Source organism: Veillonella rodentium (genome assembly GCF_900187285.1).
GTDB lineage: Bacteria > Bacillota > Negativicutes > Veillonellales > Veillonellaceae > Veillonella > Veillonella rodentium.
Map to the genome: position 1 here is coordinate 604,285 of NZ_LT906470.1, position 17,373 is coordinate 621,657.

Below are 17,373 nucleotides of genomic sequence, written 5' to 3' on the forward strand. Positions count from 1 at the left end.
TATGAAGTTTTTTATTGATACCGCGGAATTTGATGAAATTAAAGAGGCTTATGCTTTCGGATTTATCGATGGGGTAACTACCAATCCATCCCTTATCGTGAAAGCTAAACGCGATTTGAAACAAGTTATTTCCGAGATTGCGAATCTCGTGGATGGACCTGTCAGCGCGGAGGTTATCGCTTCTGATGCGGAAGGCATGGTCGCTGAAGCTCATGAACTGGTGAAGTTAGGTTCTAACGTAGTCATTAAAATTCCGATGACGCCGGAAGGGCTTAAGGCCGTTTCTGTGTTAAGTAAAGAAGACATCAAAACAAACGTGACTTTGATTTTTTCCGCTAATCAAGCGCTGTTGGCGGCACGTGCCGGTGCTTCTTATGTGAGTCCGTTCGTAGGACGTATCGACGATATCAGTATGGAAGGGCTTACATTAATTCAGGATATTGCTGATATTTTCGCTATCCATGACATTCCGACGGAAATTATCGCTGCCAGTGTGAGAACTCCACTGCATATCATTCAATGTGCAAAGGCCGGTGCCCATATTGCGACGGTTCCGTTTAAAGTACTTTTACAGGCCATGAAACATCCGTTGACGGATGCAGGTCTTGAAAAGTTTATGGCTGATTGGAAACAAGCTAATCAATAAGACAGTATATAACTCATACAAGTGAGCTACATTATTAAATACAGGACTTATAAGGAGGCCCATTATGGATCGTACATTATCGTTGGAATTTGCTCGTGTCGTTGAGGCTGCGGCTTTGCGCAGCGGTCGTTTATTAGGACGCGGACAAAAGGATGAGGCCGATGGTCTTGCGGTAGATGCGATGCGTCAAGCATTTGATTCCGTACGCATTTCCGGTACCGTAGTTATCGGTGAAGGTGAAATTGATGAAGCACCTATGCTTTATATCGGTGAACATGTAGGTGCGGGCGGACCGGAAGTCGATATCGCGGTGGATCCTATCGAAGGAACGAATCTTATTGCAAAAGGGCAGAACGGGGCGATTGCAGTTATGGCTATCGCTGAAAAGGGCGGTCTGTTGCACGCACCGGATATGTATATGGAAAAATTGTGCGTCGGTCCTCGCGGGGCAGGTGCTATCGATATTACAAAATCCTTGACGGAAAACATTAAAAACGTGGCTGCCAAGATGGACCGTAATGTAGATGAAATCACATTGGTTATGCTTGATCGCGAGCGTCATCAGGGATTGATGAAAGAAGCTCGTGATCTAGGTGCACGTATCATGCTTATCACCGACGGAGATGTAAACCCTGCAATGGAATGTTGTATTGAAGGCTCCGGGGTACACATGGTTGTCGGTACAGGCGGCGCTCCTGAAGGCGTATTGGCCGCTGCAGCATTGAAATGCGTAGGTGGCGATATGCAGGCTCGTTTGAAACCGGAAACGGATGAAGAAATTCGTCGTTGTCATGAAATGGGCATTACCGATGTCAATCAGGTCCTTACCCTGGATGATTTAGTTCGTACCGATGATGTTATTTTTGCGGCAACAGCCATTACACGCGGTAACTTGTTGAATCCGATTCAATACTTCCCGGGCGGTGCGCGTACTCATACTATCGTGATGCGCTCTAAAACAGGTACTGTACGATTCCTCGACACGGTTCATATGGATCAGAAATTAAAATCGTTGAAAGCAAAATAAATTTATATGACTGTTTCATTGATCTTCTCGTCATTGAATTGCGGTTGTTATAGTTTTGAAGAGGCTCCTCATCAAGAGGAGCCTTTTTTCGCTGTAAATTTAATCGGTCTCTTGATGAGAGATAGAAAAAAATAGTATAATAACATTTAGTATAATAACATTTAGTATGTGACGTTATAAATACAAAATCTTGTAGGTGATGCAAGATTATTGATATAAAGTGTAGGAGGAATTCTGTTGGAAAAGCTAATTATTCAAGGTGGCAATCGATTGGAAGGCCGTGTGCGTGTCAGTAGTGCAAAAAATGCGGTATTACCTATTATTGCCGGCACATTACTAGCGTCTACACCTAGTAAATTACTTGAAATTCCAAATTTGGAGGATGTTGGAACTATATGCCAAGTTATCGAGTCTTTAGGGGTTAAGATTACCAGAAATAAAGAAGATAATGAAATCATCTTTGACGCTTCTACACTCACTGCAACCGAAGCACCGTACGAATTAGTCCGCAAGATGCGCGCATCCTTTCTCGTGATGGGACCTTTGTTGGCCCGTAAGGGGGAAGCTAAAATTTCTATGCCCGGCGGCTGCGCTATCGGGGCACGTCCTATCGATCTTCATTTGAAAGCATTCGAGGCTCTCGGTGCAAAAATTGATATTACCGAAGAGTATGTACATGCATATGCGCCGGAAGGATTGAAAGGGACTCAGATTTATCTGGATTTTCCAAGCGTAGGTGCTACGGAAAACGTCATCATGGCTGCATCTATGGCGCAGGGAAAGACCGTTATTGAAAATGCTGCCGAGGAGCCCGAAATTGTTGATTTGGCGACATTCTTAAATGCAATGGGCGCTAATATCCGCGGCGCCGGCACCAATGTGATTCGTATCGAAGGGGTACCTGAGTTGCACGGTGCTACACATACGGTCATCCCTGATCGTATTGAAGCGGGAACATACTTGATTGCGGCGGCTATGGCCGGAGGGGATGTATTTGTAGAAAATGCGCTGCCGGAACATTTAAAACCGGTGGTGGCTAAACTGAAAGAGGCCGGCGTTACCGTAGAGGAAGATATTGATGGCATTCGTGTCATCAGTACCGGCAAAGACATTAAAGCGGTAGATATTAAAACGTTGCCGTATCCGGGATTTCCGACGGATATGCAGGCTCAGTTTATGGCTTTGACAACGATTGCAGAAGGATCGAGCACCGTTACGGAAACGGTATTTGAAAACCGCTTCATGCATGTTGCCGAACTTCGTAAGATGGGGGCTCATATCGATATCGATAATCGGCAGGCTATCGTAGAGGGCATGCCGCGTTTACATGGTGCTGTCGTGAATGCAACGGACTTACGTGCGGGGGCTGCCCTTGTATGTGCCGCATTGACGGCTGAAGGAACGACGGAAATCGGTCGTCTTCATCACATCGATCGCGGCTATGATGATTTTGTGGGTAAGTTGAAAAGGTTAGGTGCCGATATTGTTCGGGTTGACGAATAAGAATAAAGGGCCAAAACAGAATACAAAGAAACGAAGCCGGCGCTCTAAAGGGCCGGCTTTATATAACGAACAGCAGAATTTAGGTGCGGCCAGGGCGGCGAATACGAAGAGCGATGCGGGCCGTAAGCCGTTACGCAAGACAAAGCGAAAATCCGCGAAGCTTTCAAAAGGGGTAACGAAACAGGCGAACCATTTGACCTCGAATATGCGAGATGCCATGGTAAAGGTTACGCAGTTACGTCGTGCTGAACGCCGTAATCGTGAGGCCGTAGCGATTGCCAAGACAACACCTGCCATGACCTTGAAGCGATTGGTCAGACCGGAACAGGTCGGGGACTGGATGAGTCGATTGAATCGGTCTCTGACGTTTGATTTAGGCATCGATTTGGGTACGGCCAATATTCTGATCTATGCGAAGGGGAAGGGACTTGTCTTGGATGAGCCGGCTTATATCGCACGAGATGACAAGACAGGGGATATTCTCGCCTTGGGAGAAACGGCACGTACTATGGTAGGTCGTACGCCAAAGGGGATTTCCGTCATTCGTCCCGTGAAAGCGGGGGTCATTGCGGATTATGATATGACAGAATTTATGCTGAAGTATTTTATTCGTTCCGTCGTACCTGCTTCGCGTCTCATGAAAACGCGCATCATCGTCTGTGTGCCGTCAGGGATTACGCCTGTTGAAAAGCGGGCGATTCTGGAAGCGCTTTTACGGACGGGGGCAAAGAAGACGGTTCTTATTGAAGAACCACTCGCAGCTGCTATGGGAACGGGCCTCAACGATGCGCAGCAGGTGGGGGCCATGGTGGTAGATGTGGGCGGCGGCACTACGGATATTGCCGTATTATGTGATACCGGTGTCGTTGTCAGCGAGTCCTTACGTATCGGCGGAGATTCGTTTAATGATTCTATCATTCGCTATATACGACGTAAAAAACGTCTTATTATCGGGCAACTGACGGCGGAAGAGATAAAGGTTGCCGTCGGCACCGTCGATCGTCGTGCCAGAGAGCGCGTTATTGAAGTGCGCGGCCGTGATTCCGGATCGGGCCTGCCCAAGATGGTTTCCGTTAATTCTTTGGAAATTCAACGGGCCTTAGAGGCGCAGGTGATGAATATTCTGGAGGCTATCAAAGGTATTCTCGAAAAGACGCCACCTGAGTTGGTAGCGGCGATTATTGATCACGGGATTATCTTAACCGGTGGCGGAGCCCTCGTTGACGGTCTTGATCGGGTCATCACGCGCTCTATAGGTGTTGCATCCTATCTCGTGGAATCACCTCGCTATGCGGTTATCAAGGGGGTTGCCAAGGCCCTTGATGAAATGTCACAACTGCGTGATACGTTGGATGAATTACAATAATATACATTTATATTTCATGAATATAAAGTAAAATACAAACGAAGTTATTCTTCTGTCGCTAGTCTTGTTGACATGTCAAAGAAGTATATAACTTCGTTTTTGTATTTTTGAAATATATCATGTATACTATAGTAAAAGTATATTGTACAAAATTTATATAAAGGCAAGTCTTATAGATTGTCTTATTGAGGACATATATGAAACGATATATCTATCTAACCGCAGCGTTGCTTGGGGCTATGGGATTGCTGGTTCCATCGGCTGAGGCGGGAAATCTTACGGCACTACGCGTATCCAATCATGACGGCACAAGTCGAGTTGTGTTTGATTTGTCGGAAATGCCTGTTTCTTGGACGAGCTCCTATAATGAAGCTGATCGGTCTCTTACGTTGAACTTAGGTGGCACAAAGAATGGTTTGACATCTCCGGTGGCGCAAAACTCCAGTAAAACCGGTGTGCTTAAAGGTGTGGGCTTACAAAATATGAACGGTTCTTTACAGGTAACACTGACTGCGAACCGAGATGTACAGCACCATGCTTTTACATTGAAAAATCCGACTCGTATCATAGTCGATTTGTTCTCGAATTATTCACAACAGACTACAAAGGATATTAATAAATCCATCAAGTACAGCAAAATCAGCAATACTGTAGGCGAAGGAAAAATTCAGGCCTTTGCGTTGACTGTCGATAACACATCGCCGATGGTGTCATCTCATGTACCTGAAGGAAAAGCACTTTCCAGCATACAGCAGAAACATACGGCGGCTATCGGTGCAAAAGTCAAGGGGCGTAGTTTTGAGCAACCTTATACCGTTGCCTCTAATGGTGCCGTTGATCTGGAACGGATAGGCAATCGCGGAACTTTGCGGTATACCCCTAACCGAGGTTATTTTATAGAGGAAAAACGACCTTCCTTACAGGCGAAAGCGGGAAAACAAAGTTTTACAATTACGTCTGTGAATACCCCTCGTAAGGAAAATGCGTTGACCTTATACACTCCGTCGTATGGCAGCTCCACAAAGACCAATGATTTCGGTTATGAGGTGACCGTGTCGAACGGAAAGGTTGTGAGTCATCGAAAGGGAAATTCTCCAATCGGTGTAAACCAATATGTATTGTCGGGGCATGGCGAGTCTAGAGACGCTCTGCGCAAGTTAAAGGTAGGAACGCCGGTTACAATTCAAAATCGACAGGATTTGGCTCAGGTCAGTACCGCAGGCGGTGCTGACGTTCAGGGCGGTACACTGGTAATGAAAAATGGCCGTTATGTAGGTGCCGATACGTCAAATAATGAAGCCCGCAGCTTTATAGGTACCACGAAGGATCATGATTTGGTCGTGCTGACTGTAGATAAGGCGGGTATCAATTCCGTCGGGGTCACCGAAAAAGAGGGGGCGGCGTTGCTTTCGAAGATGGGGGCCACGGATGGTTTTGAATTATCAAATCAGGGGAGCGTAGATGTTCTCGTGAATGACGCCTATGTACACAAGGCATCATCTGCACCTTCGACATACGAAGATATAATTATTATTAAATGATATATTGTATGCAATTTTGTTTGAAAAAAACGTTATAATTTAGTATACTATACGTACATAACTAATTTTGTAAAAGGAGGGATCGTTATGAAAAGAGTCATATTAGCCTTAGCAGCGCTAGGCGTATTAGGTGTTACATCTGTAATGGCGGCCCCTGTATCATACCAAAGTGTATTAACAGGTAAGGTGGCTTCTGTTGTTTCCGTTGGTTCCCCTGTAACTGAAGGGCAAACCTTGGTAACCGTAGAAACCTTAGCAGGACCTATGGCGGCTGCTAAATCTACTGTAAATGGTACTGTATCGGCGGTTAATGTTACAGTGGGGGCAGACGTTTCTCGTGATCAAATCGTTGTCACTGTAGAAAGTAAATAAAGGAGAGAAAGGAATGACGTTTTCTCATTCTTGGCGTCGGTATAGAAAAGCGATACTGGCGCTTTTCTTCTGTACCTCTCTTAACGTAGCACAGGCTGTTGATTTTATGCCTGTCAATGACGTAGAGACGGGCATGGAAGGAATAGCAAAAACTGTAATTGTAGGGGATACTATTTCTACCTTTGATGTAAAGGTGCTTGGTGTCATGAAGGATAAGGGGCCTTCCGGACATCTTATTCTGGCGAAATTCTCGGGGCCTGTCATGGAACAGACCGGAGGTATCGCTCATGGCATGAGCGGCAGTCCCGTGTATATAAACGGGAAACTCGTCGGTGCCGTTGCATACGGTTGGGGTTTTGCGGACGGTACGGTTGGCATGATTACGCCAATCGAGGATATGGTGAAACTTTGGAATATCCCGTATGAGAAAAACCTGTCTAATACCTGGGATGATAAGCAGCTGATTCCTTTAGGTACACCGTTAATGGCGTATGGTTTTGATGCGGCATCAATGAACTATTTCAAATCCAAGTTACCTCAATATAAGTATGAAACCTATGATACGGCCAGCGCCAGCGGTGATGATATAGAAAAACCGTTGGAAGCAGGCGGCTCTGTAGCGGCGTTACTTGTTGACGGAGATCTTAAACTCGGTGCTATCGGGACCGTAACGTATGTAGATGGCGAAAAGGTTGTCGCGTTCGGACATCCGTTCTTGAAACACGGTTCATCGAACTATTTCATGCATAATGCCAGTATCTTTACGGTTGTAAAAAGTTATGACTCCGCTTTCAAATTGGGATCCATGGGACGTGAAGTCGGATCTGTTACAGAGGACCGGGGGGCCGGTATCGCCGGCGTATCCGGTGTGATTGCACATGGGATTCCGATGCGATTTCATCTGAAAGACACCGATATGGGCCGTGATAAGACGAGCTCCGTTAAGGTAATCGAAGATAGAGATATGACGCCGACCTTAGCGGCTACATCCTTATATAACATGTTGAATAAAACAGTGGATCGCAGCGGCTCGGGCACTGCGAAAATTACCTATACGATCACCCCGAAGGGAAAGGAACATAAGCCGTTTACACGAACGAATATGTTCTATAGTTCCGAATCCATCAGTGAGAAGACGGTTGATGAATTTTATAATGTTATTGATGTACTTATGAATAACCGTTTTATCAATTATGAAATTACTGATATTTCTGTAGAGACAGAGGTAACGCAAGATAAGAAAACGGCGAAGCTTGTCGATGCATCCGCGTCATCCACAATCGTGTCCCCTGGCGATACCATTGTGGTAGATGTAACATTGGAACCGTTCCGCGGAGAAAAGGTCGTAAAGGAAATTTTCTTTAAAGTTCCTGACGACCAGGCGATAGGTAAATATACGCTTGAAGTTCGCGGCGGCGGTGAAATTCCATTGCCATATGTTTTGGAAAAACAGAAATATAACTTAACGGATGAAATTTTACGTCGTTTGAAAGTTTACAAAGATTTCAATGATCTCTTTGATGAATTGCAAAAGACGGATACAAACAATCAGATTGTTGTGGAATTCCTGGAAGACGGTATCAGCCTTGTTAATGAAGAGGGTACTAAATCCGTTAAGAAGGCGAAACTTAAAGATGTTGAAACCAATCCTATGCCGGGCGATGTGAAGAAAAAGACCTCAAAAGAAGATATCGGCGATGGCAAGGATGATGATAAAAAGATAGAAAAAACGGCTGTCGATACGGACTATATCGTAGAAGGTGACGGCCAGTTCACCATCCAGGTTATGAAGCCGGCCGATCGAGATAAAGCTTTGGCAAAACGTGCAAAAGAGGTAAAAGCACAGATTAAGATGGAACATAAGCTGGACCTTGAGGATGCATCTAAAAAAGGCAAAAATGCGAAGAAAGATGCAAAATCCAATGGTAAAGAGGATGTAAAACCTGATACTAAAAAAGATGCAAAACCGGATACCCAGAAAGATGATAAATCTGATAGTAACGGCGATGCTCAAAAGGAACATGAAACAACAAATCCGGCTGAATAAATAATCGTGACACAGGGAAAGGGGCTGAATCGGTTTGACCTGGCTTGAAGTAATCGGGCGGTCCGTTATGGATCGACTGTCTCAAATGGGCAGTGCCACACTTCTGGTGTGGCAGACTATAAAACAATTGAAAATGCTTAACCTATGGCATGTATTTCAACAGATGTCCCATTTGGGCGTTGATTCTCTGCCCATTATCAGCCTCACACTGCTGTTTGCAGGTGCCGTTATGACGTTGCAGATTACAGATGTCCTGGTTAAATACGGCGCTCAAGGTACTGTAGGGGGGCTCATGGCCGTAGCTATGGGCCGTGAACTGGGGCCTATTCTGGTAGGGGTCGTGTTGGCCGGTCGCGTAGGGGCCGCTATAACGGCGGAAATCGGCACGATGAAGGTCACCGAGCAAATCGATGCGCTACGTGTAATGGCCGTTGATCCTATCGGATATTTAGTGGTGCCCCGTGTCGTGGCCTGTATGATTATGGTACCTATTCTGGCTTTTTACGGTATCGTTATCGGTATTGCCGGAGGTTATTTTGTGGCTACCGTTATCAAAGGATTGGCTCCGGCAACCTATATGGATTCCATTCAGATGTTTTCAACTATTTCCGACTTTACATTGGGATTGATAAAATCCAGTGTGTTTGGCGCCGTTATCGCTCTGGTGGGTGCATATAAGGGGATGGAGACGAAAATGGGTGCCGAAGCGGTAGGTTTTTCTACGACCAGTTCGGTAGTGACCAGCATCATTTTAATCTTTGTGTTGAATTACTTTTTATCCACCTTGTTATACTAGTCGAGGCGATAGAGGCTAATATGATTGAATTACGTAATGTTGTAGTCGCCTATGATACACGGGTGATTTTAGACTCCATAAATTTGACTATTTTGGATGGGGAAACATTGGTCATTCTTGGCGGCAGCGGCAGTGGTAAAAGTACGCTGCTGAGACTCCTGATTGGCTTACAGAAACCTACATCGGGTCAAATTATTGTAGACGGCACGGATATTACAACGTTATCCGAAGAAGAATTTAATACGGTACGCAGAAAGATGGGCATGGTATTTCAATATTCCGCACTTTTCGATTCTATGTCGGTTGGTGAGAATGTAGCGTTCGGACTGCGGCAGCATACGCATTTACCGGAGGAAGATATACGGCGGATTGTGTCGGAACGTCTTGACTGGGTCGGCTTAAAGGGGTATGAGAAGTATATGCCGAACGAATTGTCCGGCGGCATGAAAAAACGGGTCAGTCTTGCTCGTGCCATCGCCTTGGATCCAAAGTTGATTCTCTATGATGAACCGTCATCCGGACTGGATCCCATTACATCAGGGACAATCAGTATGTTAATTAAAGGGATGCAAGAACGATTGGGTTGTACTTCGGTAGTGGTGACGCATGATATGAATGCGGCATTCTATGTGGCAAATCGCATAGCACTATTGGATAAGGGGAAATTTGTGGAGATTTCTGATACAATAGACTTTAAGAATTCTTCAAATCAAAAAGTACAACAGTTTATTCATGGCGAAGCAGAACCGATTCATGTGTCTGCGATGGGAGATTTATAATGAAGTGGACGACGGAGGCGAAAGTTGGGGCTTTCACAATCATAGGGATCGCATTATTTATTGCAGGAATCCTTTTTGTGGGGCGTATCGATATATGGGCGAAGCCGCAGATGACCATTACCGGTGATTTTGAGCAGGTTAACGGTTTAAAAAACGGTAATCAGGTTAAATATTCGGGTGTTACCATCGGGACCGTTTCAGATATTGAAATTACACCGCACGGTGTCGTGGTAAAAATGAAAATTGATGAATCTACACAGATTCCGAGCGATTCAACCTTCAGTTTGGGGGCGGATGGATTCCTGGGGGATAAATATATTCAGATTTCTCCGGGCACATCCAAGGTGTATTTACAAAATGGCGATACCGTTCGCGGGGAAGGTAGCGATGCTGTGGATAAGGCTATGCGAAGTGCTCAGAAATTGATGGACGGTACAGAAAAGATGTTGCAGTCCATCAACAATATTATCGGCGACCCGGCGACGCAAGGTGCATTAAAACATTCTTTGCAGTCGACGGCTGTTATGGCGGATAATGCAGTAGCTATTACGCAGAATATGGCGGATGCTACGGCTCAGCTCAATGCAGCGGCGCAGCAGTTTAATTCGGATGGCAATGCGGGGAATGATATGCGTGCTATTTTGACGAATTTAAAACAGACTACAGAACGCGTGGATTATATGGCTCGTTCCATGGAATCCACCGTGACGGACCCGAAGGCGCAAGAGAATATTCGCGAAACATTGCATAATACGGCTCAGATTTCGGCTCGTGTCAATAAATTGATGGGCGGAAAGCCATATCAATCTGAAACGTCCGCTAATGACATGGAGAGTGTTGCAGTTGAAAAAAAGCATTCCACCAAGATTGAGCCTTCCATAGATGCGTTATATAATACAAATGACAATGAATTCCGCATCAATGGTCGAATTCGTGCTTTTAATGATAAAGGCATGGCCGAGTTTGGATTATCCAATATCGGAGACGGCACGAAATTCGATCTGAATGCAGGTAAATTCATTAATTCTAAATGGTTGGTACGAGGTGGTATTTTTGAAAGTGAACTCGGGCTCGGTGTAGATTATAATTTGCGTGGCCCGGTATCCTTGTCCGCAGCCATGTATGATTTAAATCATCGAAAATACCGTATTCGTAGTGATATACGTTTACATAAAGATACATACGGTGTCATTCAAATGACCCGACCGTTCGGCTCTACGAACGGGGGTACCTATTTCGGTATTAAACAAGTATTCTAGCTAATACATTGGAGGTACATATCATGAATAATAAGGCTCTTTCCTTAGCCGTATTACTTTCTTTTGTTACAACAGGAGCATTTGCTGCTGATGTGGTTACAACATCTGTAAATAACGGCGACCAATTGAGTAAATATCAAAAAGAAGCAATCCAATTGACACAACAGCAATTGGCTCAGAAGTCGGCTCAAGACAGTAAGACCTTTGAAAATTCATTGGCTCTAAATGAAGCGCGCACTGTTGATTTAGCACTGGCTAATAACCGTACGGCGAAACAGTCCATGTGGGGTTATAAGGCGGCTAAATCCAATGTCAGTCAGGTAGCGGCAGGTAAAAATCCTACAGTTGCTTATGGCTGGAGCGCACAGAAGGCCGGTGGTGATGCAGGTAGCAGTAAGACCGGCAATCATAACTTCTCCATTTCTGCACCTGTATTCAGCCCGGAACTTGATGCGAACATTGACTCCGCCCGTTACGCCCGCGAAGGATCCGGCGCAAGCTACGAAGAAGCATTGCAACAGGCAAAATACGATGCTATCAGTGGATATTATACATTGATTATGAATCGTAATTTGGTAGATGTAGCTCAACAATCCGTAAAGGACTATCAAGGTCATGTTGATAATGTACAGGCACAATATAAAGTAGGCATAGTAGCAAGTTCCGATGTGTTGGCTGCCAATACAAATTTGGCTGATTCTCAAACCAGTCTTGTGAAAGCAGAGAACAAAGCCAATTTGTCCGAAGCACAACTTAACAATGTCATCGGATATCCGGTACAGACACATATTGATACGGCAGAGCACAATTTACAATATAAACCGTACAATGTTACATTAGAGCAGGCAAAAGCATATGCTATGCTACATCGTTCTTCACTTGTTAAATCCGCATTGGACGTTAAATCTGCAGAAGAAACCGTTAAAGCGGCGAAGGCCGGTTATATGCCTACCGTTTCTGTGAGCGCAGGCCGTGGATATAGTGATCCGGACGGTTATTTCGGTACGAGCAATAAATCCTGGACTGTTGGTGCTAAGGCATCCTGGAATATCTGGGATGGCGGTGTTACGCAGAACAGCATAAATAAAGCCAAATCTCAGTTAGAACAAGCTAAAGAGGCTAATTTGGCCGCAGTAGACTCGGTTCTTCTAGCAGTACAAGAGGCATACTTGAATTTACGCTCCGCAGAGCAAACAATTCAAAGTACGCAAACTGCGGTGACACAGGGAACAGAAAACTTCCGTATCGCTAGATTGCGTTACAGTGCAGGGGTCGGTACAAACCTTGATGTATTGGATGCGGAAACTAAATTGACTGAGGCTCGTAATAACTATGTACAAGCATTGTATAACTACAATGTAAGTATTGCTGCATTAGAACATCTTACAGGGGTTCCTTTGGATACGCCTGTCGGTCAAGGTGCGGATGTTATTGCCGGTAGCGGTGCCGTTGAACAATTGGTGCAATTAAGCGGTAATCAATAATCACAGAATATGATCTTAATCAAAAAGGCGACTGACGTCGCCTTTTTTGATACGTATTAATTGTTGAAACATATTTTTAATATTTTCAGATACGCATTTTGAGCAGGCAGAAAAAAGTTCATTAGTTTTATAAAATTTATTTTAAAAATCTGTAGTTATTGCTGTGATTATGGTAAGATTAGTATATATTTACAGTTTATTCATAACCGATGTGGGAGCAGCATCATGACGCGTAAAAAATGTTGCCTCATAGGGGCGGCTATTCTCGGATTATCATGTGGTATAGGGGCCGGCATTAATCCTATCGCTCAAACCTATGTGGCGCCGATGGTTAAGGAACAAGTGAATACAGCCATCAATGGATCTGTCGATTATGATTCTCTCCGTATTAATTGGAATGGCGATATAATTCTTACAGATGTGGTGATTCGTGATATAGAGGGACATCTCGTAGGAACTGCACCCGAAATAGCGGTAGGTGTAAAGCTATCGTCTCTACCGGGGCTTATCGGTGGAAATAAATCAGGGGCAGATGCCATTTCATCGGTCTCTGTTGAACGACCTGATTTACACATTTGGCAATTGGCCGACGGGGCCTGGAGTGTAACGAAACTTATTAAACCTTCAGATCCTAATGAGCCAAAATCGTTTGAAGGGAATATCAATGTAGATGATGGTACAGTTGATTTGCGTATGCAAGATGGTACCAAGCATGTTGTAAATAACTTGAACGGATCTGTAGCACTCGATACAAATTCACTATCTAAGGGTGCTTTCACGGGTAGTCTTGACGGATCGTCCGTTCAGATTAACGGATCTGTCAATATGAATGATTTCACCAATTTTGAGCTTTATGCACAATCGGATTCCGTTGATGTGTCGGGAATCATGAATTTTGTTCCTTTAGGAAATGATATATCCGTTAAAAAAGGTACATTACAGGATTTACATGTAAATGTGAAATGTGAAGACGGCAAATATATTATGTCCGGCAATGTGAAATTCAAGGGGCTGGAAGGGACTTATAAACGAGGAAATACGATATACACCATTACCGATGGTAATGGTCGTATTATGCTGAACCATAATCAGATTGTCATTGCTCAAAGCTCCTGGCGGGTTAATGATCAGGTTGCCAAGGTGAACGGACTTATTACATTGGGGGATAATGAGGAATATTTAAATCTTAATGTCGTTGCTGATAAGGTTGATATAGCAACCCTTACAGATTCCGGTATTACGGGAACGATAGGCGGACGTGCCCATATCGGCGGTACGACGGTGTCTCCTTATGTATCCGCAACGGTGGCAAGCAGCGGTTTATCGTATGGCGAATATCATGCGGATCGTGCTCAAGGTGATATCGTATATGATAATGGCCGTGTTAAAGTATCCGATATGACTTTGTTTGCCGGTACAGGCAGTGCGAAGGTTACCGGTCAGTATATGATTGATGACGGTTCCTTCACCGCCGATATAAAGGCTCATGCATTACCGCTAGATGCTTTTACCAAAAATATGAATTATCCGATAGGGGGATATGTTGACGGGGACATACGTCTAGTTGGTAAAAATAATGCGTTAACGGATCTTGCGGGGCATGTGGAAGGCCAACAGATTTCGATGCGCGGTATTGTACTGGATTCTGTGAAAGCGGACTTGTCTCAAACGGGTGATAAAACTAATGTTGTCGCCGTAGGTAAGATGGGCGACGGTACGCTGAGCGGTTACGGATATATAGAAAACGGTCAGGTTCAGGCGACTGTTTCCGGTAATGCTCTGCCGTTGACGTCTTTGAGCTCGATAATCGGAGCGGATGTGGACGGTACATTGTCAACGTCGATTAATGTGCAGGGCGATTTGAATAATCCGCATGTAACAGGTAATGTATGGGGACAGGAAGTTCATTACAAAGGTTCGCGATATAATGATATTCATAGTGATTTGGAGTTGAATAATCATGTGTTAACTCTAAAAAATGGTCATATCGGTGATGGAAACGGAGGTTATGATGTATCCGGTCAATATCATCTCGATACGGATGCCGTTGATATCACGGCCGTTGCAAGGGCGGTACGCATTGAAAATGCAATTCGTCCATTTACGGATTTACCGATAACCGGCTGGTTTGAGTCTGATAATCATATTACCGGCACTATGGCGAACCCTATTGTTGAAGGTCGTGCACATTTATGGGACGGTTCGGCTTATGGTAAGCTCGTGACAAATGCCTTTGTTAAGTATAGCTATGCGAACGATAGTTTGCGATTATATCGATTCGATGTGGAAGGATATGGTGCAACAATTACCGGTGGCGGTACTGTAGCGAAGGATGCTATTGATATAAGCTTTGAAGGCAACAATATTGATATGGGGCGATTGCTCATCAATAGTGATATAGATGTACAAGGGCTCGTATCAGGACGCGGAACTGTTCGTGGATCAATGGATAATCCTCAACTTAATGCCTATGTGGAGTCGAATGCGTTGGCTCTTAATGGGGAGGCGTTATCGGATATTCACGGTCAACTTTATGCGGACAAATCGGTTGTGAATTTGCAAAACTTTACTTTTGCGGAGACTACCGGCGGTCGTTATGTGGCGAGCGGAGGTATGCGCCTTGACGGTACTAAGTCCTTATTCGGAGCATTGAATGTAGAAAATGGCGGTGTTAATAATTTATTGACATTGTTAGATAAGAAAAATGAACATCTTGACGGAAAACTTAATGGCTCCGTTGAACTGGGTGGGACTTATGATAATCCGAGCGTTCATGTACAAGGTACGATTGACGATGTAAGTATTGATAAAACCGTCGTAGGTGATGCGTCAATTGATGCGAGTCTGGCAAACCGGAAGTTTGATGTTAAAACTCTTAAATTGCCTGTTAATGATGGACTGATTGCGATGGGCGGCACTATGGATTTGGATGGAACCGCTAATATGCAGGTTGCCTTAAAAAATGTCGATATCAAACCATTTTTACCGTTGAGCGGTAAGGACATCAATGCTACCGGTAATGTAACGGGTGTATTAAATATGACAGGGGAAACAAAAAATCCGAAGGTGGAATTGTCGGCTGCTATTGAAGACGGTTCGTACAACGGTATAGCGATTGATCAGGGGTTTGCTCTTGCCACCATGCAGGATGGCGTTATTCAGATTCAGCGTATCCAGGGGACTAAAGGCGGCTATAAGCTTGCGGCTTACGGGAAAATTCCGTTGGCTGCCCTTTATACATCCGGTCATCTAGCGGCGGATGATAAAAAGGCCATGGATGTGACGATTGATTTTAATGAAGCCGATATGGCGGTTATTCCTCTCGTTACAAAGAGTGTGAAAGAGGCTACCGGTGCCTTGAAGGGAACTGTACATATTACGGGTACCGCAGATCAGCCGGAAGCATATGGCGCCGTATCTGTACGTAATGGTTCGATGAAGTTAGCCGCAGTCAACAATGAGATTACAGATATCAATGGCGATTTAATTTTCTCCGGACAACAGGGCGATTTGCAAGCTCGAATCACCATGGGGAAGGGTTCTGCCGGTTTGGCGGCCAAGGTGAACTGGAACGGTCATAGCCTTACAAACTATCGGGCGGCGGTTCAATTGGACGGTCTCGATGTGCGCAGTGAATATGTAAAAGGACCTTTGAACGGGGAATTATATATTGCCGATAACGACGGTTTACCTACCTTGATGGGACATCTGGATTTGGAAAAGGTTCAATTTAAAATTCCTCTCTCCTTTGAGTCCAGCAGCAGTACTGATGATTTGGGCGTCGATGTTACTGTTCATGCCGGTAAGGGTGTACGGCTTTATGACCGGACTCTGTATGATATGTTTATAACCGGCGATGTTCACTTCGGAGGTTCTTTATTGAATCCGATGGCGAGCGGTCAATTCGATGTGAAGTCGGGAACGTTTAAATATCTAAGTCATACCTTTAATATTACAAAAGGTAATGCACATTTCGTTGGCGGCTCTTATTTACCGATGCTTCAATTGGAAGCTGAAACCAATGTAAGCAATTATAATATTATGCTCGGGGTGAAAGGGACTGTGGATCATATGGATCTTTCCTTAACATCTAACCCTGGCTTATCACAAAAACAAATTATTTCGATGCTTACATTTGGTCGTGGTGCGGACAGTAATAGCAGTACGCTTACGAATGATGATGTAAATGCGGTTGCTACAGCAGGATTACAGATGTTTGCGTTCGGTTATGTACAGGATGCATTGCAGAATACATTTGGACTAGACCGGATTAATATTACGACGGGTTCCATTGATCCTGATGAACCGACGAATAAGGAGACTGCGGGTAATTATAATATTGAAATCGGTAAGTATGTATTGCCGAAGGTTATGTTGACCTACTCACAGGGCATCAATAATAAACAAAATAAATATGGTATAGAGTATTCCGTTCGTCGGAATATCAAATTTACTGGATGGCGTACATCACAAGGTAATAATTATATAGGTGGACGCTGGACGAGAAGCTTCTAACCAGGTATGACTACAATGTGCAAACCCTATAGATATGC

The 17,373-nt window shown here is 44.5% G+C and carries 12 protein-coding genes; all 12 read left to right on the forward strand.

Annotated elements, in window-relative coordinates; all coding sequences use genetic code 11:
• Position 1: 1 nt before the first annotated feature.
• The 12 genes from fsa to CKV62_RS02695 all read left to right on the forward strand — a co-directional run bounded on the left by fsa (position 2) and on the right by CKV62_RS02695 (position 17,335).
• Positions 2–646: a fructose-6-phosphate aldolase gene (gene fsa, locus CKV62_RS02640; protein WP_095065506.1), complete on the forward strand. Its 645-nt coding sequence runs from the start codon at positions 2–4 to the stop codon at positions 644–646.
• A 64-nt stretch (positions 647–710) separates the two neighbouring features.
• Positions 711–1,673: a class II fructose-bisphosphatase gene (gene glpX / locus CKV62_RS02645; RefSeq protein WP_095065508.1), complete on the forward strand. Its 963-nt coding sequence runs from the start codon at positions 711–713 to the stop codon at positions 1,671–1,673.
• Positions 1,674–1,910: 237 nt separating this feature from the next.
• On the forward strand, positions 1,911–3,176 hold the full coding sequence (gene murA, locus CKV62_RS02650) for a UDP-N-acetylglucosamine 1-carboxyvinyltransferase (protein ID WP_038117054.1): 1,266 nt from the start codon (positions 1,911–1,913) through the stop codon (positions 3,174–3,176).
• Positions 3,157–4,542 (forward strand): rod shape-determining protein, encoded by a 1,386-nt coding sequence (gene mreB / locus CKV62_RS02655; protein ID WP_169835183.1) that lies wholly within the window; start codon positions 3,157–3,159, stop codon positions 4,540–4,542. The genes murA and mreB overlap by 20 nt, the downstream gene beginning before the upstream one ends.
• A gap of 197 nt (positions 4,543–4,739) precedes the next feature.
• Positions 4,740–6,083: a phosphodiester glycosidase family protein gene (locus tag CKV62_RS02660; protein WP_095065510.1), complete on the forward strand. Its 1,344-nt coding sequence runs from the start codon at positions 4,740–4,742 to the stop codon at positions 6,081–6,083.
• Positions 6,084–6,170: 87 nt separating this feature from the next.
• On the forward strand, positions 6,171–6,455 hold the full coding sequence (locus CKV62_RS02665; RefSeq protein ID WP_095065512.1) for a biotin/lipoyl-containing protein: 285 nt from the start codon (positions 6,171–6,173) through the stop codon (positions 6,453–6,455).
• Between the two features lie 13 nt (positions 6,456–6,468).
• Positions 6,469–8,502, forward strand: a complete 2,034-nt coding sequence (locus tag CKV62_RS02670) for a SpoIVB peptidase S55 domain-containing protein (protein ID WP_095065513.1) — start codon at positions 6,469–6,471, stop codon at positions 8,500–8,502.
• Between the two features lie 34 nt (positions 8,503–8,536).
• On the forward strand, positions 8,537–9,298 hold the full coding sequence (locus CKV62_RS02675) for an MlaE family ABC transporter permease (RefSeq protein WP_095065515.1): 762 nt from the start codon (positions 8,537–8,539) through the stop codon (positions 9,296–9,298).
• Between the two features lie 20 nt (positions 9,299–9,318).
• Positions 9,319–10,077 (forward strand): ABC transporter ATP-binding protein, encoded by a 759-nt coding sequence (locus CKV62_RS02680; protein ID WP_095065517.1) that lies wholly within the window; start codon positions 9,319–9,321, stop codon positions 10,075–10,077.
• The gene (locus CKV62_RS02685) at positions 10,077–11,336 is read left to right on the forward strand and encodes an MlaD family protein (RefSeq protein ID WP_095065519.1); all 1,260 of its coding nucleotides are present in this window, start codon (positions 10,077–10,079) and stop codon (positions 11,334–11,336) included. Before CKV62_RS02680 ends, CKV62_RS02685 begins: the two co-directional genes overlap by 1 nt.
• 23 nt (positions 11,337–11,359) lie before the next feature.
• Positions 11,360–12,820, forward strand: a complete 1,461-nt coding sequence (locus tag CKV62_RS02690) for a TolC family protein (protein WP_095065521.1) — start codon at positions 11,360–11,362, stop codon at positions 12,818–12,820.
• Between the two features lie 225 nt (positions 12,821–13,045).
• Positions 13,046–17,335: a translocation/assembly module TamB domain-containing protein gene (locus tag CKV62_RS02695; RefSeq protein WP_095065523.1), complete on the forward strand. Its 4,290-nt coding sequence runs from the start codon at positions 13,046–13,048 to the stop codon at positions 17,333–17,335.
• The last annotated feature ends 38 nt before the right edge of the window (positions 17,336–17,373 follow it).

Bases quoted from the DNA above. Each gene is read 5' to 3' on its own strand.
- CKV62_RS02680 (WP_095065517.1), top strand. From the start codon at position 9,319: ATGATTGAATTACGTAATGTTGTAGTCGCCTATGATACACGGGTGATT.
- CKV62_RS02690 (WP_095065521.1), top strand. From the start codon at position 11,360: ATGAATAATAAGGCTCTTTCCTTAGCCGTATTACTTTCTTTTGTTACA.
- CKV62_RS02660 (WP_095065510.1), top strand. From the start codon at position 4,740: ATGAAACGATATATCTATCTAACCGCAGCGTTGCTTGGGGCTATGGGA.
- CKV62_RS02695 (WP_095065523.1), top strand. From the start codon at position 13,046: ATGACGCGTAAAAAATGTTGCCTCATAGGGGCGGCTATTCTCGGATTA.
- CKV62_RS02670 (WP_095065513.1), top strand. From the start codon at position 6,469: ATGACGTTTTCTCATTCTTGGCGTCGGTATAGAAAAGCGATACTGGCG.
- fsa (WP_095065506.1), top strand. From the start codon at position 2: ATGAAGTTTTTTATTGATACCGCGGAATTTGATGAAATTAAAGAGGCT.
- glpX (WP_095065508.1), top strand. From the start codon at position 711: ATGGATCGTACATTATCGTTGGAATTTGCTCGTGTCGTTGAGGCTGCG.
- CKV62_RS02685 (WP_095065519.1), top strand. From the start codon at position 10,077: ATGAAGTGGACGACGGAGGCGAAAGTTGGGGCTTTCACAATCATAGGG.
- CKV62_RS02665 (WP_095065512.1), top strand. From the start codon at position 6,171: ATGAAAAGAGTCATATTAGCCTTAGCAGCGCTAGGCGTATTAGGTGTT.